The sequence below is a fragment of the Paenibacillus camerounensis genome (genome assembly GCF_000723885.1).
GTDB classification, from domain to species: Bacteria; Bacillota; Bacilli; order Paenibacillales; family Paenibacillaceae; genus Paenibacillus_AQ; species Paenibacillus_AQ camerounensis.
On the sequence record NZ_CCDG010000015.1, the window covers coordinates 1 to 18,798 of the forward strand.

Annotated in this window: 21 protein-coding genes, 1 pseudogene and 1 riboswitch; of the genes and pseudogenes, 16 read left to right on the forward strand and 6 right to left on the reverse strand. The window is 51.0% G+C overall.

Annotated elements, in window-relative coordinates:
• The first annotated feature begins 286 nt into the window (after positions 1 to 286).
• From BN3772_RS06005 to BN3772_RS06045, 9 genes are all read left to right on the forward strand, one after another.
• Positions 287 to 772 carry a DUF456 domain-containing protein gene (locus tag BN3772_RS06005; protein WP_042197794.1) on the forward strand — a complete coding sequence of 162 codons (486 nt, stop codon included), beginning with the start codon at positions 287 to 289 and terminating at the stop codon, positions 770 to 772.
• A 26-nt stretch (positions 773 to 798) separates the two neighbouring features.
• On the forward strand, positions 799 to 2,424 hold the full coding sequence (locus tag BN3772_RS06010) for a putative polysaccharide biosynthesis protein (RefSeq protein ID WP_042197796.1): 1,626 nt from the start codon (positions 799 to 801) through the stop codon (positions 2,422 to 2,424).
• A gap of 111 nt (positions 2,425 to 2,535) precedes the next feature.
• Positions 2,536 to 2,880: a thioredoxin family protein gene (locus BN3772_RS06015; protein ID WP_042197798.1), complete on the forward strand. Its 345-nt coding sequence runs from the start codon at positions 2,536 to 2,538 to the stop codon at positions 2,878 to 2,880.
• Positions 2,881 to 3,043: 163 nt separating this feature from the next.
• Entirely contained in the window at positions 3,044 to 3,964 is a 921-nt protein-coding gene (locus tag BN3772_RS06020) for a COX15/CtaA family protein (protein ID WP_081947749.1), read from the forward strand.
• A gap of 57 nt (positions 3,965 to 4,021) precedes the next feature.
• Positions 4,022 to 5,737 carry a UbiD family decarboxylase gene (locus BN3772_RS06025; protein ID WP_042197799.1) on the forward strand — a complete coding sequence of 572 codons (1,716 nt, stop codon included), beginning with the start codon at positions 4,022 to 4,024 and terminating at the stop codon, positions 5,735 to 5,737.
• Positions 5,738 to 5,803: 66 nt separating this feature from the next.
• Positions 5,804 to 6,598, forward strand: coding sequence for a Cthe_2314 family HEPN domain-containing protein (locus tag BN3772_RS06030; protein ID WP_167336651.1), 795 nt, complete (start codon positions 5,804 to 5,806; stop codon positions 6,596 to 6,598).
• A gap of 55 nt (positions 6,599 to 6,653) precedes the next feature.
• Positions 6,654 to 6,796, forward strand: a riboswitch (SAM riboswitch).
• A gap of 95 nt (positions 6,797 to 6,891) precedes the next feature.
• The gene (locus tag BN3772_RS06035) at positions 6,892 to 7,908 is read left to right on the forward strand and encodes a methionine ABC transporter ATP-binding protein (protein WP_042197803.1); all 1,017 of its coding nucleotides are present in this window, start codon (positions 6,892 to 6,894) and stop codon (positions 7,906 to 7,908) included.
• Complete coding sequence (locus BN3772_RS06040; protein WP_042180446.1) at positions 7,908 to 8,576, forward strand: methionine ABC transporter permease; 669 nt, start codon at positions 7,908 to 7,910, stop codon at positions 8,574 to 8,576. Before BN3772_RS06035 ends, BN3772_RS06040 begins: the two co-directional genes overlap by 1 nt.
• A 53-nt stretch (positions 8,577 to 8,629) precedes the next feature.
• Positions 8,630 to 9,508, forward strand: a complete 879-nt coding sequence (locus tag BN3772_RS06045; RefSeq protein ID WP_042197804.1) for a MetQ/NlpA family ABC transporter substrate-binding protein — start codon at positions 8,630 to 8,632, stop codon at positions 9,506 to 9,508.
• Positions 9,509 to 9,692: 184 nt separating this feature from the next.
• Here BN3772_RS06045 and BN3772_RS06050 read toward each other — a convergent pair whose 3' ends face one another.
• Entirely contained in the window at positions 9,693 to 9,941 is a 249-nt protein-coding gene (locus tag BN3772_RS06050; protein WP_036701687.1) for a NifU family protein, read from the reverse strand.
• 82 nt (positions 9,942 to 10,023) lie between these two features.
• Here BN3772_RS06050 and BN3772_RS06055 point away from each other — a divergent pair, with 82 nt between their 5' ends.
• Entirely contained in the window at positions 10,024 to 10,278 is a 255-nt protein-coding gene (locus BN3772_RS06055) for a YuzB family protein (RefSeq protein ID WP_042197809.1), read from the forward strand.
• A gap of 24 nt (positions 10,279 to 10,302) precedes the next feature.
• On the opposite strand, the gene BN3772_RS06060 is transcribed toward BN3772_RS06055, so the two are convergent.
• Positions 10,303 to 11,364, reverse strand: coding sequence for an NAD(P)/FAD-dependent oxidoreductase (locus BN3772_RS06060; RefSeq protein WP_042197811.1), 1,062 nt, complete (start codon positions 11,362 to 11,364; stop codon positions 10,303 to 10,305).
• A 63-nt stretch (positions 11,365 to 11,427) separates the two neighbouring features.
• Positions 11,428 to 12,534 (reverse strand): aminofutalosine synthase MqnE, encoded by a 1,107-nt coding sequence (gene mqnE / locus BN3772_RS06065; RefSeq protein WP_042197813.1) that lies wholly within the window; start codon positions 12,532 to 12,534, stop codon positions 11,428 to 11,430.
• Between the two features lie 301 nt (positions 12,535 to 12,835).
• On the opposite strand from mqnE, the gene BN3772_RS06070 reads away from it, so the two are divergent.
• Both BN3772_RS06070 and BN3772_RS30860 read left to right on the forward strand, forming a co-directional pair.
• Positions 12,836 to 13,195 carry a HesB/IscA family protein gene (locus tag BN3772_RS06070; protein ID WP_042197815.1) on the forward strand — a complete coding sequence of 120 codons (360 nt, stop codon included), beginning with the start codon at positions 12,836 to 12,838 and terminating at the stop codon, positions 13,193 to 13,195.
• A gap of 122 nt (positions 13,196 to 13,317) precedes the next feature.
• A complete protein-coding gene (locus tag BN3772_RS30860; protein WP_042197817.1) occupies positions 13,318 to 13,767 on the forward strand; it encodes a hypothetical protein in 450 nt (149 codons plus the stop codon).
• A gap of 4 nt (positions 13,768 to 13,771) precedes the next feature.
• On the opposite strand, the pseudogene BN3772_RS31170 reads toward BN3772_RS30860, so the two are convergent.
• Positions 13,772 to 13,948: pseudogene (locus BN3772_RS31170) on the reverse strand (gfo/Idh/MocA family oxidoreductase); the annotation flags it as partial.
• 163 nt (positions 13,949 to 14,111) lie between these two features.
• The gene (locus BN3772_RS06080) at positions 14,112 to 14,321 is read right to left on the reverse strand and encodes a hypothetical protein (RefSeq protein ID WP_042197819.1); all 210 of its coding nucleotides are present in this window, start codon (positions 14,319 to 14,321) and stop codon (positions 14,112 to 14,114) included.
• 238 nt (positions 14,322 to 14,559) lie between these two features.
• Between BN3772_RS06080 and BN3772_RS06085 the strand changes: the two genes are divergently transcribed.
• Together BN3772_RS06085 and sda are read left to right on the forward strand one after the other, a co-directional pair.
• Entirely contained in the window at positions 14,560 to 15,222 is a 663-nt protein-coding gene (locus BN3772_RS06085; protein ID WP_042197821.1) for a YheC/YheD family protein, read from the forward strand.
• A gap of 326 nt (positions 15,223 to 15,548) precedes the next feature.
• Positions 15,549 to 15,692 carry a sporulation histidine kinase inhibitor Sda gene (gene sda / locus BN3772_RS06090; RefSeq protein ID WP_086074432.1) on the forward strand — a complete coding sequence of 48 codons (144 nt, stop codon included), beginning with the start codon at positions 15,549 to 15,551 and terminating at the stop codon, positions 15,690 to 15,692.
• Between the two features lie 136 nt (positions 15,693 to 15,828).
• Here the strand turns inward: sda and BN3772_RS06095 are convergent, their stop codons facing one another.
• Complete coding sequence (locus BN3772_RS06095) at positions 15,829 to 16,803, reverse strand: NAD(P)/FAD-dependent oxidoreductase (protein ID WP_042197877.1); 975 nt, start codon at positions 16,801 to 16,803, stop codon at positions 15,829 to 15,831.
• A 424-nt stretch (positions 16,804 to 17,227) separates the two neighbouring features.
• On the opposite strand from BN3772_RS06095, the gene BN3772_RS06100 reads away from it, so the two are divergent.
• Positions 17,228 to 18,421, forward strand: coding sequence for an NAD(P)/FAD-dependent oxidoreductase (locus BN3772_RS06100; protein WP_042197823.1), 1,194 nt, complete (start codon positions 17,228 to 17,230; stop codon positions 18,419 to 18,421).
• Between the two features lies 1 nt (position 18,422).
• On the forward strand, positions 18,423 to 18,674 hold the full coding sequence (locus BN3772_RS06105) for a hypothetical protein (RefSeq protein ID WP_042197825.1): 252 nt from the start codon (positions 18,423 to 18,425) through the stop codon (positions 18,672 to 18,674).
• Positions 18,675 to 18,798: the final 124 nt, after the last annotated feature.

Genomic DNA, 18,798 nt, shown 5'->3' on the forward strand with positions numbered 1-18,798 from the left:
CTGAATTATGAAATTGACTCTTCTGTACAGCTAAATTTGGCCAAATGGCTCAAAATCAGCATTTTACGGCTGCTTAAGTGTACAAAGTGCAACTAAAATAGAAATGCGAGCAAAAACGGGTGTTTTAGTTGTATAAAGTGCAACTAAGTGCCTGCATCCGGGTACATGCGACCAAAGAAATATCGGGTATGTAACTAAATGCTATCAAAACGAAGAATACGCTTCGAAGGAAGTTTGCGAAGGAAATCAAAGAAGCGGAAGCTATCAAACTTTGGGGGCTAAAGGAATGGCAATCCTGGGTTGGATTCTGATCATTGCTTTGTTTGCGGTAGGGCTGGCGGGGGCGGTATATCCGATACTGCCAGGCGCGCTGGCGATTTATCTGGCGTTTTTTGTATACGGCTGGTTCTTTTCGTTCGGATCATTTGGAGCCTGGTTCTGGACGCTCCAGACAGCCATTGTGGTCGTCTTATTCGTAGCCGATTATGTCGTCGGTGCATGGGGTGTCAAGAAGTTCGGCGGCTCGCGTGCATCGGTTATCGGCAGTACAATCGGAATCATTGTAGGTCCGCTTGTACTTAATGCTCTAGGCCTAATCCTGGGTCCTTTTATCGGCGCCTTCATCGGTGAGCTGATCGCCGGCTCCCAGCCGGGTAAAGCGGTCAAGGTAAGCTTCGGCTCTTTGCTCGGCTTATTCAGCAGTACTGTAGTCAAAGTAATACTGCAGATTATGATGGTGGTCCTCTTCTTTATCTGGATCTCTGTGAACTAAATTAACAGCGAAGAAGGCGAAACAGTTTGTCCAAGAAAGAGTCTTTTGTCAAAGGCACGCTTATACTGGCCGCGGCAGCACTTATAGCCCGCGTGCTTGGGCTTGCCCAGCGGGTTCCGCTGGAACACTTATTTAATGTTACCGGAAATGCAGCATTCGCACAGGCCAACACGGTATATCTGATGCTGCTTCCGCTGGCTACCGCAGGAATTCCAAGTACGCTCAGCAAAATGGTATCTGAACGCTACGCCCTGAACCGGCCGCATGAAGCACAGCAGGTGTACCGGGCTGCGCTGATTTTTGCTGCGGTTGTCGGTGTTGTGATGAGTGCACTTCTGTACATAGCAGCCCCTTATTATGCAGACTATGCTAAAGTTCCAGAGAGTACACTTGCAATCCGGGCTATTGCTCCGGCGCTGCTGCTGTTCCCCACCATCGCCATGATGCGCGGCTATTTCCAGGGACGGAACAATATGATGGCCGGCGGTATATCACAGATTGTTGAGCAGATTGCCAGGGTATCCACTGCGATTCTGCTTGCTTACATTTTGTTGAAGCAGGGCTATGACAATACATGGATGGCGGCCGGTGCTTCGTTCGGCAGCGTGTTCGGCAGTATCGGGGCATTCGGAATCATGCTGTATTATGCTATGAAAATGCGCCGTACCGAAGAGAAAGCGGCATTGTACGATTCAAGCGCGGCCAGACTTCCGCTGCTCGGTATTTATAAAAGTATTTTTAAATTATCCATTCCGATTGTATTATCTTCTGTGACTGTGCCGGTAGTGAACTTTATCGATACAACCTTAATTGTACCGCTGCTCAGCGGCCAGACCGGATTAGAAGAGGCTACACGCGCACTGGGCGTCTACGGCAACCGGGCAATCAGTGTTGCCGGTATACCTCCAGTGCTTGCCATTGCGCTGAGCACATCACTGATTCCGATTATTTCAGCCGCTTATGCCCGCAAGGATGAGCAGCATCTGCAGCGCCAGGTCACACTGGCGATGAGGATATCCATTCTGACCGGGACACCGATTGTAGTCTCGCTCGTGGTCGCTGCCTATTCGATTAACGGCCTGCTGTTCAGTAGTCTGGACGGCAGCGGAATCGTCGCTATGCTGACGGCCGGGACGATTTTCCAGATTACAATGATGACAACGAACTCCATTCTGCTGGGCATGGGGAAATCGCGGATTTCCATGTATTATGTGTTTGCCGGTATCCTGACGAAGCTGGCGGCAAGCTTCCTGCTAAGCAAGGTGTTCGGCATTTACGGGATTATCGGCGCTACGGCGCTCTGCTTTATCGTCATTACGCTGCTCAACCTGCGCATGCTGAAGAAGATCGTGCCCTTTACCATTATGGGCAAACGCTGGGGCGGCTTCACTGTCGCCGTACTGGCCTCCGGCGGAATCGGCTACGGACTGAATGAGGCGGGCATTACGCTAACCCGCATGATGCCGGACCGGATCGCATTCCTCATTACCTGCCTGGTTGTAGGCGCAGCAGTTGTCGTGATTTATCTTGTGCTGCTTATTGTGCTGGGAGTGTTCAGCCGCCAGGAAATTGCCGGTTACCCGCGTGTCCTGCAGAAAGTTCTGAACCCGCTAATGAAGCTTCAGCCTGCCAGAGTGCGTACACACGAATAATGCTGTGATGTTTGTCTTAATTTTATGCTTTTGAATTGACTTCCTAAGCACAATTTGCTTCACTTAGAGAAGGAACACATACAGTTTAACCAGGAAAGGATTGACCTTTGCATGGACAAAATTTCATCTGCTGCTGATTTTCAGGCAGCGGTTCAAACGCCGCGCTTAACAATTGCCGTATTTAAGGCAGACTGGTGCTCTGACTGCAAATATATAGATCCGTTTATGCCTGAGGTTGAGCAGAAATACGCGGATCGCCTGACTTTGGTTGAGGTGGATGTTGATGCGGTCGGTGACGTCAGCCAGGAGCAGAACATCCTCGGTATTCCCAGCTTTGTAGCCTACAGCGAGGGACGGGAGCTTGTCCGCTTCGTCAACAAGCTGCGCAAATCCCGTGAGGAAATTGAGAATTTCCTGGACCGGGCGCTGGAAGTGCATCTGACCATCAGCAAGTAATGACTATTAGAAATAATGTGATTTCTACAGCCTGAAGCACAAGCACCGCTTTCGCCCCGACCAGAGCAGAAGCGGTGCTTTTTTCAAACAATCATAAGGTTCCATAGGCAAGCCGTGTCCATCTCTCTCCTTCCATTCATCTTGGTACAGTGGGGTGATCAAAGTGACGACAGCTCATTTGAAGTGGCTCAGCTACATAACCTGCCTCATGATGTTTCTCGCCTTGTTCGGAGGCGCCGTTGTAACCAAGACAGGCTCGGGTCTGGAATGCGGGAATGAATGGCCGCTCTGCCACGGCAAGCTTATTCCGGCATACACGCTCGGCTCAATGATCGAATATACTCACCGCTTGTTCAGCGGCCTTGCCGGCCTGCTGTCGCTGGCATCTATGATATTGTTCCGGCGGTTTGCGCACCAGCGCAAGGAATTGCTGGGCTATGCCCTCTTAACCCTTTTATTCGTTGTCGTGCAGGGAGGAATGGGAGCGCTTGCGGTTATCCGTTCGCAGTCGGCGGCGGTGATGGCGCTGCATATGGGCTTTTCCCTGATTGCTTTTGCCAGTGCCCTGATGCTTGCTCTTGGAACCAGAAGATGGCATCAATCTGCCGGACAGCAGGATGCAGACGGACCCGCGGTGAGCCGGGGCTTCCGCAACTTAACCTGGATAACGGCGTTATACTCTTATATCGTTGTGTATATCGGGGCTTATGTCAGCCACACGGATTCACAGGGAGGCTGCTCGGGCTGGCCGCTCTGCAACGGGGAATGGGTCCCTGAGCTGACAGGCGGTGTGGGCATTGTATTCACGCATAGGCTTGCTGCAGCGCTGCTGTTTCTTTTGACAGCCTTACTGGGCCACCTGGCATTCTGGAGATACAAAAAGCTGCCGGAGCTGCGGATGCTGGGAGTAGCCGCGGTTACACTCTGCCTGCTGCAGGTGTTCAGCGGTGCCGCAGTCGTTCATACGCTGTATAACGAGAAACTGTACATATTTGCGGCACTTTCCCATATTGTGCTGATTGCCGGATTGTTTGGAGTGCTATGCTATATGAGTGTACGGGTATGGCAGCTAAGTATAAAATAACGTTCAAATCTGATCGATAAATAAGGAAGACGTTTGTGTTAGGAGGTGCCAACAAAGGTGGGATACGGAAATTTACGCCAGTGGATTGAGCAGCTTCGCAAGGACAAAGAGCTGGCTGTTGTAGAGGTTCCTGTGGACCCTTATCTGGAGCTGCCGGAGATTCACCGGCGTGTCATGAGGGAGGAAGGGCCGGCGCTGCTGTTCACCAATGTGAAAGGAACCCCTTTTCCTGTGGTGACCAATCTGTTCGGAACAGCCCGGCGCGTGGACCGTGCTTTTGGCAGCAGGCCGGAGCAGCTGCTGAAGGCAGTGGCCGGAGCGGCTGACACGCTGCTGCCGCCTACGCTCCCTAATATGTGGAAGGAAAAAAAGCTCGTCTATAATCTGCTGAAAACAGGCATAAAGCATGTGCCGCAGGGCGAGGCACCGGTTCTTGGCGTCTGCCGGACGAATGATCCGCTTCAAGAGCTGCCGCGCGTTACCAGCTGGCAGGAGGCAGGCGGTGCGTACATCACGCTTCCGCTTATCTATACTGAGAGCCTGATGAAGCCGCAGAAGCACAGTTTGGGTATGCACCGGCTCCGCTTCATTGATCACAGCACGGCTGAAATAGACTGGCAGCGGAACCAGGGGGCGGGCTTATTTCAGCAGGAGGCTGCAGCCGCAGGCGAGGCCCTGCCGGTATCCGTCTTTATCGGAGGTCCGCCTGCGCTGATGGCGGCAGCAGGTGCTTCGCACTCAGTCCGGCTGCCGGCCCTGGTACTCGCGTCCCTGATCCTCGGCAGCAGGCTGCCTATGGTCAAGGACCCGCTGGGCGGGCACTCCATTCCTGCGGAAGCGGAGTTTGCAATCCGCGGCCTGGTTACACCACAATCTGCAGCGCAGCAGGCCCCGGTCATGCATGTACAGCGGATCTGGCGCCGCAAGGATGCAATTTATCCGGCGTCCATTGCGGTTACTCCGCAAGAGGATAATTTTTACCTGGTTAATTACCTTCAGCAGCTGCTTTCTCCTGTCCATCATCTGGCAATGCCTTCGGTGAATGCCTTCTGGACATACTCCGAATCCGGTCCGGGCGGACTTGCCGCAGCAGCTGTGCAGGACAGCTCTCCGCAGGAGGCGCTGGGTGCAGCGTTCCGCATCTTTGGTGAACGGCATTTGTGCAGCAGCAGAATGCTGCTGCTTACAGGCGGACCGGCTGTTTTTTCTGATCTGCCGGCCACCCTGGAATACGTTCTGGAACGCTTCAATCCGGCTGCCGGCCTGCATGTATTTAGCAGTACAGCTGCGGAAGGGGATGGTTGCAAGCCGGGATCTGCCAGCCGGGCGGTACTAACGGGTGTAGGACCTGCCATACGGGAGCTTCCCCGCTCCTATACAGAGGGTCAATTACCAGGAATTGCGGAAGCCGTACCTTATTGCGGGGGATGTTTAGCTGTTTCCGGTGCATCCTATGAAGAGGACCCGGAGCTTCCCGTCCGGCTGAGTGCTGCGCTTCGCGAACAGCAGACAGCCTGGCCGCTGGTGATAGTGACGGATCGTGCTGCTGAAGCGGTGCGCACTCAAAGCTCCTTCTTATGGACGGTGTTTACCCGGTTTGATCCGGCCGGGGATATTTATGCAGCTTCAGAAATAAAGCAGCATCAGCTGAGCTATAAGCTGCCGATAGTCATTGATGCGCGTATGAAGCCGGGATATGAACCGGAGCAGACGCCCTGCAGCAGCACACTGGATTTGGTTGACCGCAGCTGGAGCCGTTATTTTCAGCAGTGAAGCTCAGCTGACCGTTCATTAAAGGCTGGAATCATACATTCTTCGTAACTTTAAGGAGGACAAGTCATGCTGCGGATATTACTGGGTGAGCCTCCGCGACGCAACAGCGGGGTACTGGCTGAAGCGATGGACAACATGGCACAGGTTGCGTCCATGCTGCGCAAGGAAATGAATGACCATGAAGATCATGATCATGAGTACCGCAAGCTGGAGATATGGACACGCGGCCTGATTTCCTCGCTTGATGAGCTGGAGCAGAGCTGCTTCGCCGCCGCTTTTTACCGGAAAAAGGTTGTTGCAGGGTACATGGATGATATGTCGGTGGAGGAGCAGGGAGATTACGCGCGTTATGTCTATTTTTATAAAAACGGCTTCATCCGTGTCTTCTCACTGCTGGATAAGCTGGGGACAGTGCTGAACAGCCTGTACGGCTTGAATACAAGCCAGAACAATGCCCACTTCTCCTATTTCACCGTGCTTAGGCAGTTTCAGCTGCTTAAGACGCATAGTCCGCTGGCTGATGAGCTTGAGGACATCAAGAATTCCTACCGTGAGCCGCTGCAGAATCTGCGCAAGCGCCGCAACGCCGAGATTCATTACATGAACGCTGAAATGCAGGATGATCTGTGGCAGCGGCATCAAGGGCTTCATGATAAAATAAGGCTTGAGGATGTGGACAGCCATCTGGAGGATCTGAAGCAGGGGGTGGAGATGGTCTGCAAATCCTTATGTGCAGCCTTCCGTTACAGCAATGAGCAGTGGCATAAGATTAAGGCTTTGGCTGATAACACTCCAGGACAGGGGCACGTTAAAGCAACAAAATCTTCCTTTGACAAAAAAGCGGAAACTCACTATACTTAGGCTTGCATTATATTCTTACATTCTGCGATAAGTATCGCTCAATAATTTCATATTTTTCTTATCGAGAGCGGCGGAGGGATAGGCCCGATGAAGCCCGGCAACCGATTTGTGTACAGCCCTTTATTTCTGTGCTGCCTGCAAATGTCATGGTGCTAATTCCTACAATGCCGCCCGGATGCGGACGTTGGCAGATGAGATGGCATTGTTAACAAACGCACAGGGCCTCTTGCGATCTGCAATGATCGGAAGGGGCTTTTTTGATTAGCACCAGAATAAAGGGGGAACGACGGAAATTGATAGAGCTGAAAGAGTTGACCAAGGTGTACGGAAAGGGCAGTAAGGCCGCAATAGCGCTCTCGGGCTTAAATCTGTCTATCAAAAAAGGTGAGATCTTCGGTGTGATCGGCCATTCCGGTGCCGGTAAAAGCACCCTGATCCGCTGCATCAACCTGCTGGAGCGCCCGACCGCCGGTGAGGTCTGGGTAGACGGCGTTGAGCTTACCGCTCTCGGCAAGGGGCAGCTGCAGGAGAAACGGCGTAAGATCGGCATGATCTTTCAGCACTTTAATCTGTTATCCTCCGCTACCGTATATGACAATATTGCATTCCCGCTGAGGCTGGCAGGCACATCAAAGAGCCGGATTGATCAGAAGGTGAAGGAACTGCTGGTGCTGGTCGGCCTTGAAAACCATGCAAACAAATATCCGGCCCAGCTATCCGGGGGACAAAAGCAGCGTGTCGGCGTTGCCCGCGCACTTGCAAGCGATCCGGATGTTCTGCTGTGCGACGAGGCCACCTCGGCGCTGGACCCGCAGACAACAGACTCCATACTGAGGCTGCTGCTTGATATTAACCGCAAGTTCCACCTGACCATTGTACTGATTACCCATGAGATGCATGTCATCCAGAGCATCTGCGACCGGGTAGCCGTTATTCACGGAGGCGGAATTGTGGAGCAGGGCGAAGTGACAGAGGTATTCCTGAAGCCGAAGCATGAGGTGACCAAGGATTTCATCCGCAGTGAAACGCAGCAGGAAGGCCCGCTTAGAGCAGCGCTGGAAGCTGGAGGCAGAGGCGATACGAAGGCGGTTAAGATTACGTTTCTGGGGCAAAAAACCTATGAGTCCACCTTATCTGAGGTTGTACGCGGAACAGGCGTAAACTTTGCTATTCTGCAGGGTACGATTTCGACCATCAAGGATGTCCCTTACGGCCAGCTGATTGTCCGGTTTGAAGGCGAGCCCGGCGCAATTAACGATACGATTACTGAACTGGCGGCACAAGGACTTGATGTGGAGGTGATTTCCTGATGGGCGGTCTCAATTTTAATGATATTAATTGGCAGGAAATGGGCGAAGCATCCGGTGCCACATTAAAAATGTTGGCGTATTCCGGAATTTTCACAATTATTCTTGGTTTACCGCTCGGAATTGTGTTATATTTATGGGGGAGATCAAATAACAGTATTATCAGGGTTGTTTACTCGGTATTATCACTGGCTGTAAATATCCTCCGCTCGGTTCCATTCCTGATTCTGATGGTGGCCCTGATCCCGCTGAGCAAGACGATTATGGGAACTTCAATTGGGGTACTTGGAACGATTCCGGCGCTGGTTATCGGTGCTGCCCCGTTCTTTGCCAGACTGGTGGAGACCTCGCTGCGTGAGGTAGACCGCGGAGTGATCGAAGCGGCGCAGGGCATGGGAGCTTCGACAGGGCAGATTGTTATGCGGGTGCTTTTGCCGGAAGCCCGTCCAGGCTTGCTCGCCGGAGTAACAATTACGCTGGTAACCCTTGTCTCCTACACAGCAATGTCGGGAATGATCGGCGGCGGCGGTCTTGGTGACCTGGCGATCCGCTACGGTTATTACCGGTATGAGAAGGAAGTCATGATTATCTCTGTAGTGCTGATGGTTATACTAGTTCAGCTGCTGCAGATGGCCGGAGACAGGCTGGTCCAATATTTTACCCGGAAATAAGGTACTTCCAAATATAGCCTTATTCATAAACACATTTAGAGGGGGATTTACAGATGAAAAAAGTACTACTGACGCTCTTCAGCTTGACCATGGTATTGGTGCTGGCAGCTTGCGGCAACAATAATACTGCTACTAACGCTGCTAACTCTGCAGCAACTAACGCTCCGGCAGCTGATGCTTCCGCTGAGCCTACTACAGAGCCTGCCGCTGATCCGGTAACGCTTGTTATCGGTGCTTCTCCTGTACCGCATGCCGAAATTCTGAATGCCATCGCTCCGCTGCTTGAAGCACAAGGCATCAAGCTGGAGATTAAGGAATTCACTGACTACATCCTGCCTAACACACAGCTGGCCGAGAAGGCACTGGATGCGAACTTCTTCCAGCACAAGCCGTATCTGGATGACCAGAACACTAAGAACGGCACGGATCTGGTATCTGTGACTGCAGTTCACGTTGAGCCGTTCGGCGCTTATTCCAAAAAAATTAAATCCGTTGACGAACTGGCTGACGGTGCAAAAGTAGCAATCCCGAACGATGCAACGAACGGCGGACGCGCTCTGATCCTGCTGGCTAAGAACGGCCTGATTACGCTGAAGGATGATACTAACATCACTTCAACTAAGGCAGATATCACTGAAAACCCTAAGAACCTGGAAATCATTGAACTGGATGCAGCAATGCTGCCGCGCCAGCTGGATGAAGTAGATATCGCGCTGATTAACACCAACTTTGCGCTTGAAGCCGGCCTGGTTCCGACGAAGGATGCCCTGTTCATCGAAGGTGCTGATTCCCCTTACGCTAACCTGCTGGTAGCCCGTCCTGACAACAAGGATTCCGATGCAATCCAGAAGCTGGCTGCTGCACTGAACTCCGCAGAAGCTAAAGCCTTCATCGAAGAGAAATACGAAGGTGCCATTATCCCTGCATTTTAAGCTGCTGATTAACGCGGCTTCGTAATGAATAAGAGGCTGTCCCGGAGAGGTCATTGATGACCTTACGGGACAGCCTTTTTTATGCCGGGAAGAAATAACCGGGTTGTGACACCGGAGGAAATCCTCTATAATAGAAAAAATCCCGCTCCCCTGATCCAGGGAAACGGGACGGTATAGAATGGGATTAGAATACTTGAACAACTTCTTCTACGCCTTCTACTTCTTCAATCAGAGCGCGTTCGATCCCGGCTTTCAGCGTGATCGTGGAGCTCGGGCAGCTGCCGCAGGCACCCATAAGCTTCAGCTTAACGATACCGTCTTCAACGTCAATCAGTTCAACGTCGCCGCCGTCGCGCTGCAGGAAAGGACGTAGTTTATCTAGTACTTCCAGAACCTCATCATACATGGTGGCGCTTTGTACATTCTCACTCATTTCTCAATCACTCCTTTCGTAAGCTTATTATAGTACAAAAAGTTAAAAAATAAAATGGTTAGTGCATAATAAGGAGAACAACATGAGACCAATTATTGAATTTTGTGCCAGCAATATCGGGCACGGGACAGGCCCGCTTATGAACAAGCTGGAGCAGAATCCCGAATATGATGTTGTTGAATACGGCTGTCTGAACAATTGCGGGGAATGCTACCTGCAACCGTTCGCCATGGTAGACGGTGAGATCATTGCAGCGGATTCCCCGGAACTGCTTGAGCAGGCTATCGAGACTGCCATTAAGGAGCAGGAAGCCTGGGACAGCCTGGATCTGGACTAGCTGTCAAGTCAGCCGGCCCGGCGTTTAACCGAAGTGCCGTTTGGACATCCAGAGCACACCGCTCTTAAGCAGGCGGGGAACACGACCCATTACGGAGCGGCGGCCCATTAGGCCGAAGCCTGCGTTTTTGCCCAGGGAACCAAGTGTTCCCTTTAGCTTGAGGGCGTGCAGCTTCGGAGTGTCACCCCGCCACAGCGACCGGAGCACATAGGCCACCTGTTCCCCCTGTGCGCCTGCCGCCTGTGCGCTCGGCGCAAAAGGCAGGCTGGCACAATCTCCGATCACATAGACCTCGGGATAACCGGCTATGTCCGAATGCGGGCCAATCACAAGCCTGCCGCCGCGGTCTTTGGGCAGCTCAAGCTGCTGCACGACCTTGACCGGCTGAATGCCAGCCGTCCATACCGTTACATCCGCAGCAATTGCCTGGGTGCCGTTAAAGACGGCACCCTTTTCTACGTGGGATACAGAGATGCGGCCGAGTGTCTCGACCTGATGCTCACTGAACCATTCTTCCACATACCGGGACAGCTTGGCCGGAAAAGCGGACAGGACACGCTCTCCGCGGTCCAGAATCCGGATATTCAGGTCCGGCCGGCTCTCACGCAGCTCTGCGGCTATTTCGACTCCGCTTAGCCCTCCGCCTACGATATTCACCGATCCGTACGGCTTAATATCATTGAGCCGGCGGTAGGTCTCCCGTGTGGCGGAGAAGCTCTGGATACTGCAGGTATGCTGCTCAGCACCCTCAATGCCGTGATAGTTATCCGTGCACCCCAGGGCAATCACCAGAATATCATAGGGAACCGGCTCACCGGATTGAAGAAAAACGAGCCGGCTGTCCAGATCAATCGAGCCTACCTCGCCGTAGCGCACAGTTAGGCGCGGATGCACGGGAAATTGGATACGCAGATGATAGTCGTTCACAGTACCTGCGGCAAGCGCATAATATTCAGTCTTGATTCCCTGATAAGGCATCCGGTCTATCAAAACAATCTCCACATCGTGGGGCAGATGGTGGCTCAGCAATTCCTGGATCAGGGCAAGGCCGCCGTAGCCGCCGCCAAGGACAAGTAGTGTTCTCATGAGACCCGTCTTCCTTTCAAATATGGCTGTAGTATGGATTGCAACAGGCACAGTAACGCTATTCTATTCGTAAACTTTGATCTCGTTGTAGAAGGTATCCCGCTCAACCGGGATACGTCCGGCGCCTTTGACGAGCCAGATCAGCTCTTCACGTGTCATACCCTCCGGCGTCAATGCTCCGGCGGCATGGCTGATCCGCTCCTTCAGGATGGTTCCATGTACATCGGATGCACCGAAGCTCATGGCTACCTGGGTCAGCTGTACACCTATATTAATGAAGTAAGCCTTGATATGGTCGAAATTGTCGAGCATCAGCCGGCTGACGGCAATTGTCTTAAGATCCTCGTAAGCAGAGTTGCGGCGCATGATACCGGCGTTGCGGTTCTTCGGCTGCATAGACAGCGGAATGAACACCATGAAGCCGTTTGTCTCGTCCTGCAGCTCACGGATCTGCATCATATGACGGATGCGGTCCTCGCGTGATTCAATCGAGCCGTACAGCATCGTTGTGTGTGTTCTCATGCCCATTTTGTGGGCAGTCCGGTGAACTTCCAGATATTCTTCGACATTGGCTTTATCGACCCGCATTTTTTTGCGGTACTGGTCAGAGAGAATTTCTGCCCCGCCGCCGGTCAGCGATTTCAGTCCAGCCGCACGCAGCTGCTCCAGCACTTCACGGATGCTTAGCCCGCTGATCCGGGTGAAGAAATCAATCTCTGCTGCCGTATACGCCTTGAGTGTCACCTCGGGGAACCGTTCATGCAGCGCCTTCAGTGAATCAACATAATACTGAAAGGGCACCTTATCATTATGGCCGCCGACAATGTGGAATTCGCGCACACCGGGGTGGATATGCTGTTCGACATATTGCACCATTTCCGGCCCGGACAGGGTGTAAGCCCCTTCTTCGCCGTCATCCTTGCGGAAATTGCAGAATGCGCAGCGGGATTCGCATACATTGGTGAAATACAGGCTCATGTTTTCGATAAAATAGACCTTTTTCCCGTTCTTGCGCAGATTGACCTCATTAGCCAGCTGGCCGATTGTCAGCAGGTCATCACTCTCATATAAATAAACGCCGTCTTCCAGATTTAATCGTTCGCCGCCGCGTACTTTTTCAATAATGTCTGCCATTCTGGCATCGGTGTGCGGGGTTATAAGTGTAGACATACAAATTCCTCCTGAAGGTTAGACTTCCTGAACCGGCGGTCCATGAATAAAAATAAAGAAAGAGGCACCTAGCCTCCGTGACAAATTTCCGAATTTTACAGATCATCGCTTAACCTATTATAAACCTCTCTCTAAAGGTGAGCAACCGCCGCGGGAAGTTAGCATTTTCCTGTTTGAGAGCTTTAGCCGGGGAGTTGTGACTTGAGCGAACGGACGGAGTGGAGTATACTGAATTTTATATAGAGTATAACTTTTAGCCGGAAGGCTTTATGACATCATATAACATTTAGGAGGTTAGACTATGATTACAATCAGCGAAACAGCGGCGGGACAGCTTAAGACCATGCTGGCAGATCAGGAAATGCCGAATATGTTCCTTCGTCTTGGTGTAACTGCGGGCGGCTGCAGCGGGTTCTCATACGCAATGGGCTTTGATGACAACGAGACCGAGCAGGATGTCTATATGGATGTTGAAGGACTCAAGGTAGTGGTGAGCAAGGATGATATCCGTTACCTGAACGGCCTTGAGATCGATTTCGAGGAATCCGGCATGACGGGCGGGTTCACCATCCACAATCCTAACGCTACAGTTACCTGCGGCTGCGGGTCTTCGTTCCGTACGAAGGAAGAAGCGGGGAATCCGGCGGCTGAGCCTTGCTAAATAAAGCTTAAGAAGTCAAGGAACTTTAACACACTATAATCTAAAATCTGACCTCCTGGAATGTGTAAGCAGAATGCACTTTCAGGAGGTTATTTTGTTGTATAACTCAGGGGGATGCTAAGATGCTGACATTCAGGTATATAAAGCGCAAAAAGGCCCGGAGTGAGCTGTTGGAGCGGCAGAGGGATTTGATTTTTTATGAGCCTCTCTATTCGGCGGTTCATCCATATCATGAATGGTTTAAGGTGCAATGGAAGCTCTTGCGTGCCAGGAGTGAAATGAAGCTGCAAGCAGATCCGGACTTGTACAGAGAAATCATCTCCCATATCCCGCTGCAATTGACGGTAATAAGGCAGGCTATCAGGGATTACGGGGGGAATGTGGATACAAGCTATTTTGAGGCAACGATCGAATATATGGAACATTTGCTGCAGTCAGGCGATGAAAAACATCACTATATGATTATATTTGATCATATGCAGATATTTGAGCGGGCGGAGTATTATTTATATCTGAAAAAAAGGGAAGCGGAGCTGCAGGCCCTACTGGGCATGGATGACAATAAAAGCTGACGGATGCGCCGGAGTACCAGTGCGGTACGCCGTGCCGCCGGGCATAATCTGCTGCGAGCTCCCCATTCCGCCGCATAACAGCGGTAAGCTGCGAGCCCTCTGCCTTCTGCAGCGCTGGCCCGCTCTTGACTTCGGTTACATCACCGCAGCCGATAATTCCCCAGTTAATCCGTGTGTTCATGTACATAACCCCTTCCGGTATTTAGCCAGCTATCTCATATATGTAGTATTAATAGAGTATTATAATAGTAGAAAAAAATTCTGAGCGGATCAACCAGTCTATCTGCACAAGCCGTAAGCTTGCTTTTTTCATAGAGTAAACAGTATTCCTGAACAACAGCTGCTCAAGCAGGCATGATGAATTTGTAATGAACCATAAAGATAATCAGAGCCGCGGCTGCGAGGGAAAAAGCAATGCAGCCTGCACCCAGAAACGGGCGGCGGTCACGGATAAACCTGAAGCCGAGCGCGCAGACAAGAATAGTAGTACCTGCCAGAACGACAGACATGCCGATCATCGCGAGCCGGTACAAGACCTCAAATAATTGAGCCATAATGAAGCCCCCTCTCACGGTAATCATACATTGAACTTCAAGTAAATTCCAGCGGGGGCCGGTATGGCGCATCTTGTATAATCATTTGCTGGCAAGACAAATTCCCGTGGACATAAGGCCTGCTGCCATATGCCCTTTTTTGCTGTGAACGGGTTTTACACGGACAATCATACAGGAGGGCAGCTCCTTTTCTGAGTAATCTATAGGGTAGGCTGGGATTGCGAAAGGAGAGGGAACAATGGCGGGAAGACAACTGGCCAGCAAGTGGCTGAAAACCGAGGCGCTGCTCAGCGATTCACGGGTTGCCGGTTACATTCCGAGAACGAAGGGATATAACGCTGCCGGACTGTCGGCAATGCTGGGCAGATACGGAAATGTAGTCATCAAACCGATTGTCGGCGGCGGGGGCCATGGGGTAATCAAGGTGTTCCGGGATAGCCGGGGCTACGGATTTACTTACAACCACCACACCCGGATGTACCGTGACTTTGCATCAATGAAGCATGCGCTCGACAGGGTAAAGCTTAGAAGGCGTTATATGATTCAGCAGGGCATCTCGCTTGCCCGGATTGCCGGACGTCCGATTGATTACCGGGTTAAGGTTGTGAAGAACGGCGAGCACTGGGAATTTCGCTCAATGGTGGGGAGACTGGCGCGCCCGGGGTTATTTGTCACTAATCTTTGTAAAGGCGGGACAATGATGACCTGCCGGCATGGTCTGCGCCGTTCACTTCCGGGCATCAGCGCGTCGGCCAAAAAGGCGGAAATGCGCCGGCTGACACATGTCTGTATCGAACTGCTGGAACGGCATTTTCCGGGGATCGGTGAGCTTGGATTTGATTATGCAGTAGATCACCGGGGAAAAATCTGGATTCTTGAGGTTAATACCAGACCAAAGTGATTAATTATTTTTTTGGAATTGACGATAATGATAACTATAGGCTAAAATTGCGTTTAGCTATATCAAAACCGAGGTAATATGAGGTAAGAAATGCTATTTTTTGTGAACTTTCTGGAAAATATTTTTGGAGAAAATAAAGTGGAAACTCCCTGTGCATAACTATTATCCCCATATTCCACTGCGAAGGAAATGGATATTTTATCCTTACTAACAAATTATGCACAGGATTTCCACAGTAGCTTGTGGATAATAAGAACGCTTGTTCGATGAATGATAGTTTGCTATGATAGATTTAGATTCAAACAAAGGAAAGGTAGGTGAACGTTGTGGTTGAATTATCGGATGAGATGCTGCTCGACTCGTACCAAAGAGCGATAGAGCTACATTTAGAGCATGATTTCATCGCTCTGTTGCTCGCTGAAATTCGCAAACGGAACTTACACTCTCCAGAACATGCGGTTCTACACTAAGGCATATCGTAATTTATTTTCTGCAGCAGCTGCTCTGTCTAACCGCAAGCGGCACAAAATAGGGTATCTTTTCAAGTTGGAGTGGAATCAACCTGAAAGGATACCCTTTTATTCTTTATACGCAGATAGCGGATAATTAAAGCTTGAGATTACTGCTGTGTCCCGGTGAAAGCTTGGCATCCGGATCAAGATATACCTTGGCGTTATTAACGGCAGTCGGTGCTTCACCGAAGCCCACCGCAATCAGCTTCAGCTTGCCGGGGTATGTAGTAATATCACCGGCGGCGAAGATACCTGGAACGTTCGTCTCCATACGCGAATCCACGACGATGGAATTGCTCTCAATCTCAATGCCCCACTGTGCAATCGGACCCAGCGAAGATACGAATCCGAAGTTGACGATAACACTGTCTACTTCAATTTCCTGTGTCTCCTTGGTTTTTATATGGGACAAGGTTACCTTGGTAATGAATTCTTCTCCGTGCAGCTCTGTGATCTCTGAAGGGGTAATTACATTTACCTTGGAAGCCATCAGCTGCTCTACACTGTGCTCATGTGCGCGGAACTTGTCGCGGCGGTGAATCAGTGTAACCTCCTCAGCGATCGGCTCAAGCATGAGAGCCCAGTCGACTGCGGAGTCGCCGCCGCCGCTGATCAGTACCTTTTTGCCCTGGAAGGCATTCAGGTCGCTTACGAAATAGTGCAGATTGGCTTTCTCAAACCGCGGCGCTTCAGGAAGCTCTAGACGGCGGGGTTCAAAGGCGCCTACACCGGCGGTAATAATAACAGCCTTGCTGTGGTATTCCGCTTTATCTGTAGTGGTTACAAAGTGGCGTTCGTCCCGTTTCTCAACAGATACCACCTTCTCCTCCAGACAGATATTGGACTGGAACAGGTCCATTTGCCGGGACAGGTTATCAACCAGCTCCTGTGCGGTGATTTTCGGGAAACCGGCCACATCATAAATGTATTTTTCCGGATAAAGCGCGGCGAGCTGGCCTCCCAGCTGGGGCATGCTTTCAATAAGGGTTACAGACGCCTGACGCATACCGCCGTAGAAAGCGGCAAACATGCCGGCAGGACCGCCGCCTATAATTAACAGGTCGCTCATAGGAACGCCGGGTTGCTCTAGTGTCACGTAATATTACACCTCCGAGTTGATAGTTTCAAAATGCCATACTTGTGTACTTACTCATTATAAACATTGTGGGACTGCCCTGCAAAGGCTTAAAATGGACGGAAAAATGTGACGTTTTTTTGAAATATAAGAATTTATATGTTGCCCATCATAAATTATCCTGATATTTCTCGAGAAACGGTACCGTCCTTTAATGGACGGCGAATCCGTCTTTTCTTGTATGATTATATTTGATTAAAACGATACTAAGGTTTACAATGGATATGGTTATTTTAGAAATCCTTTAAGTTTTATTGGAAATTCTCCCGAATTTAAGTGTATAAATTCACAAAAGAAACTAAAATATTTTACAAAAAATAACACATAGACAGATTCACCTGTTGGAAGGAGCCGGAACATGAGCAGTATTCCCAAAATTGTCATCCTAGGCGCGGGATATGGAGGTATTTTGACCGCCCAGCGGCTGCAGAAAGCTTTGAACTATAATGAAGCTGATGTAACGCTGGTTAACCGCCATGAATATCATTATTTCACTACCCATCTGCATATGCCTGCTGCGGGAACGGATAGCATTGAACATACACGCGTATCTATCTCCAAACTAATAGACGAATTTAAGATCGACCTCGTGAAATCTTCCGTGCAGGAAATCCGCACCCAACAGAAAAAAGTGATTCTTGAAGACGGCACGCTTTCTTATGATTACCTTGTCATTGCTCTGGGCGGCGAGCCTGAGACGTTTGGAATTCCGGGCCTTGATAAATATGCACTGACTATCCGCAGCATTAATTCCGTGCGGCTGATCCGTGAGCATATTGAATATCAGTTTGCCAAATATAAGAACGAAAATAACGCCCAGGAGCATATTAATTTTGTAGTCGGCGGAGCCGGCTTCAGCGGCATTGAATTTGTTGCAGAGCTGGCAGACCGTATTCCCGCCCTCTGCAAGGAATATGATGTAGATCCGAGTCTGGTTAATATCTACAATGTAGAGGCTGCCCCTACAGCGCTGCCGGGCTTCGCGCCGGAGCTTGTTGAGCATGCAATGGCTGTGCTGACCAAGAAGGGCGTAACCTTCAAGATCGGTGTAGCAATTAAGGAATGTCTGCCCGGGGGAGTGATTCTCGCAACCGGTGAAGAAATCAAGGCCTCAACGATTGTCTGGACCGGCGGTATCCGCGGCAACCGGCTGATTGAAGCGGCCGGCTTCGAAGCTATGCGCGGACGGGTGAAGGTTGATGAGTATCTCCGTGTTCCGGGACATGACAATATCTTTATCATTGGTGACGGCTCCCTGATGATCAATCCGGAAGGACGCCCGTACCCGCCGACCGCACAGATTGCGATGCAGCAGGGCGAGTGCTGTGCTCATAACCTGGTTGCAGCGATCCGCAGCCAGCAGCCGAAGAAGTTTGTATTCAGCAACAAAGGGACTGTGGCATCGCTGGGCAAAGGCCAGGGCATTGCGGTAGTCGGTGAGAAGACTTACAAGGGCTGGACGGCAGCCCAGCTCAAAAAGGTAGTTGATATGCGCTATCTCTTCATTATCGGCGGCATTCCGCTGGTGCTGAAGAAAGGGAGATTCTTCTAGGATGCGCCACTGCAGCGTGCAAGTCCGCGGGCTGTTGACCCGTGATGAGCTGGACCGTTACAATGCGCTGATTGAGGTGGGCTCTTATCTGGAAGACCAGAGCCGGTATGATCTGGCCTACCCGGTCCAGAAGGAGATTGACCTGCTCATTCTGCCCGCCATCGAGCGGCTGAAGGATAAAAGCCGGGCCCGCGACAAGGCAACGGCAGAGTATCTGGAGAGCCTGAACAGCGAGGATGAGGAAGAAGAGTAATCTTACCCTCATGATGGAGTTACATTTGCATATATAGACCGCTCCCTTTGACGGGCGGTCTTTTTGTTGCGGTGGAATGGGTGTCAGATCAGTGGAGCTGAGGCGAAATCTAATGAAACCGGAG

What these genes read in the sequence shown, in the direction of transcription:
- BN3772_RS06015 (WP_042197798.1), top strand. Translation starts at nt 2,536, where the DNA reads ATGGACAAAATTTCATCTGCTGCTGATTTTCAGGCAGCGGTTCAAACG.
- BN3772_RS06105 (WP_042197825.1), top strand. Translation starts at nt 18,423, where the DNA reads ATGCGCCACTGCAGCGTGCAAGTCCGCGGGCTGTTGACCCGTGATGAG.
- BN3772_RS06085 (WP_042197821.1), top strand. Translation starts at nt 14,560, where the DNA reads ATGGCGGGAAGACAACTGGCCAGCAAGTGGCTGAAAACCGAGGCGCTG.
- BN3772_RS06095 (WP_042197877.1), bottom strand. Translation starts at nt 16,803, where the DNA reads ATGAGCGACCTGTTAATTATAGGCGGCGGTCCTGCCGGCATGTTTGCC.
- BN3772_RS06045 (WP_042197804.1), top strand. Translation starts at nt 8,630, where the DNA reads ATGAAAAAAGTACTACTGACGCTCTTCAGCTTGACCATGGTATTGGTG.
- BN3772_RS06060 (WP_042197811.1), bottom strand. Translation starts at nt 11,364, where the DNA reads ATGAGAACACTACTTGTCCTTGGCGGCGGCTACGGCGGCCTTGCCCTG.
- BN3772_RS30860 (WP_042197817.1), top strand. Translation starts at nt 13,318, where the DNA reads ATGCTGACATTCAGGTATATAAAGCGCAAAAAGGCCCGGAGTGAGCTG.
- BN3772_RS06040 (WP_042180446.1), top strand. Translation starts at nt 7,908, where the DNA reads ATGGGCGGTCTCAATTTTAATGATATTAATTGGCAGGAAATGGGCGAA.
- BN3772_RS06080 (WP_042197819.1), bottom strand. Translation starts at nt 14,321, where the DNA reads ATGGCTCAATTATTTGAGGTCTTGTACCGGCTCGCGATGATCGGCATG.
- BN3772_RS06070 (WP_042197815.1), top strand. Translation starts at nt 12,836, where the DNA reads ATGATTACAATCAGCGAAACAGCGGCGGGACAGCTTAAGACCATGCTG.
- BN3772_RS06100 (WP_042197823.1), top strand. Translation starts at nt 17,228, where the DNA reads ATGAGCAGTATTCCCAAAATTGTCATCCTAGGCGCGGGATATGGAGGT.
- BN3772_RS06005 (WP_042197794.1), top strand. Translation starts at nt 287, where the DNA reads ATGGCAATCCTGGGTTGGATTCTGATCATTGCTTTGTTTGCGGTAGGG.
- BN3772_RS06030 (WP_167336651.1), top strand. Translation starts at nt 5,804, where the DNA reads ATGCTGCGGATATTACTGGGTGAGCCTCCGCGACGCAACAGCGGGGTA.
- BN3772_RS06055 (WP_042197809.1), top strand. Translation starts at nt 10,024, where the DNA reads ATGAGACCAATTATTGAATTTTGTGCCAGCAATATCGGGCACGGGACA.
- mqnE (WP_042197813.1), bottom strand. Translation starts at nt 12,534, where the DNA reads ATGTCTACACTTATAACCCCGCACACCGATGCCAGAATGGCAGACATT.
- BN3772_RS06050 (WP_036701687.1), bottom strand. Translation starts at nt 9,941, where the DNA reads ATGAGTGAGAATGTACAAAGCGCCACCATGTATGATGAGGTTCTGGAA.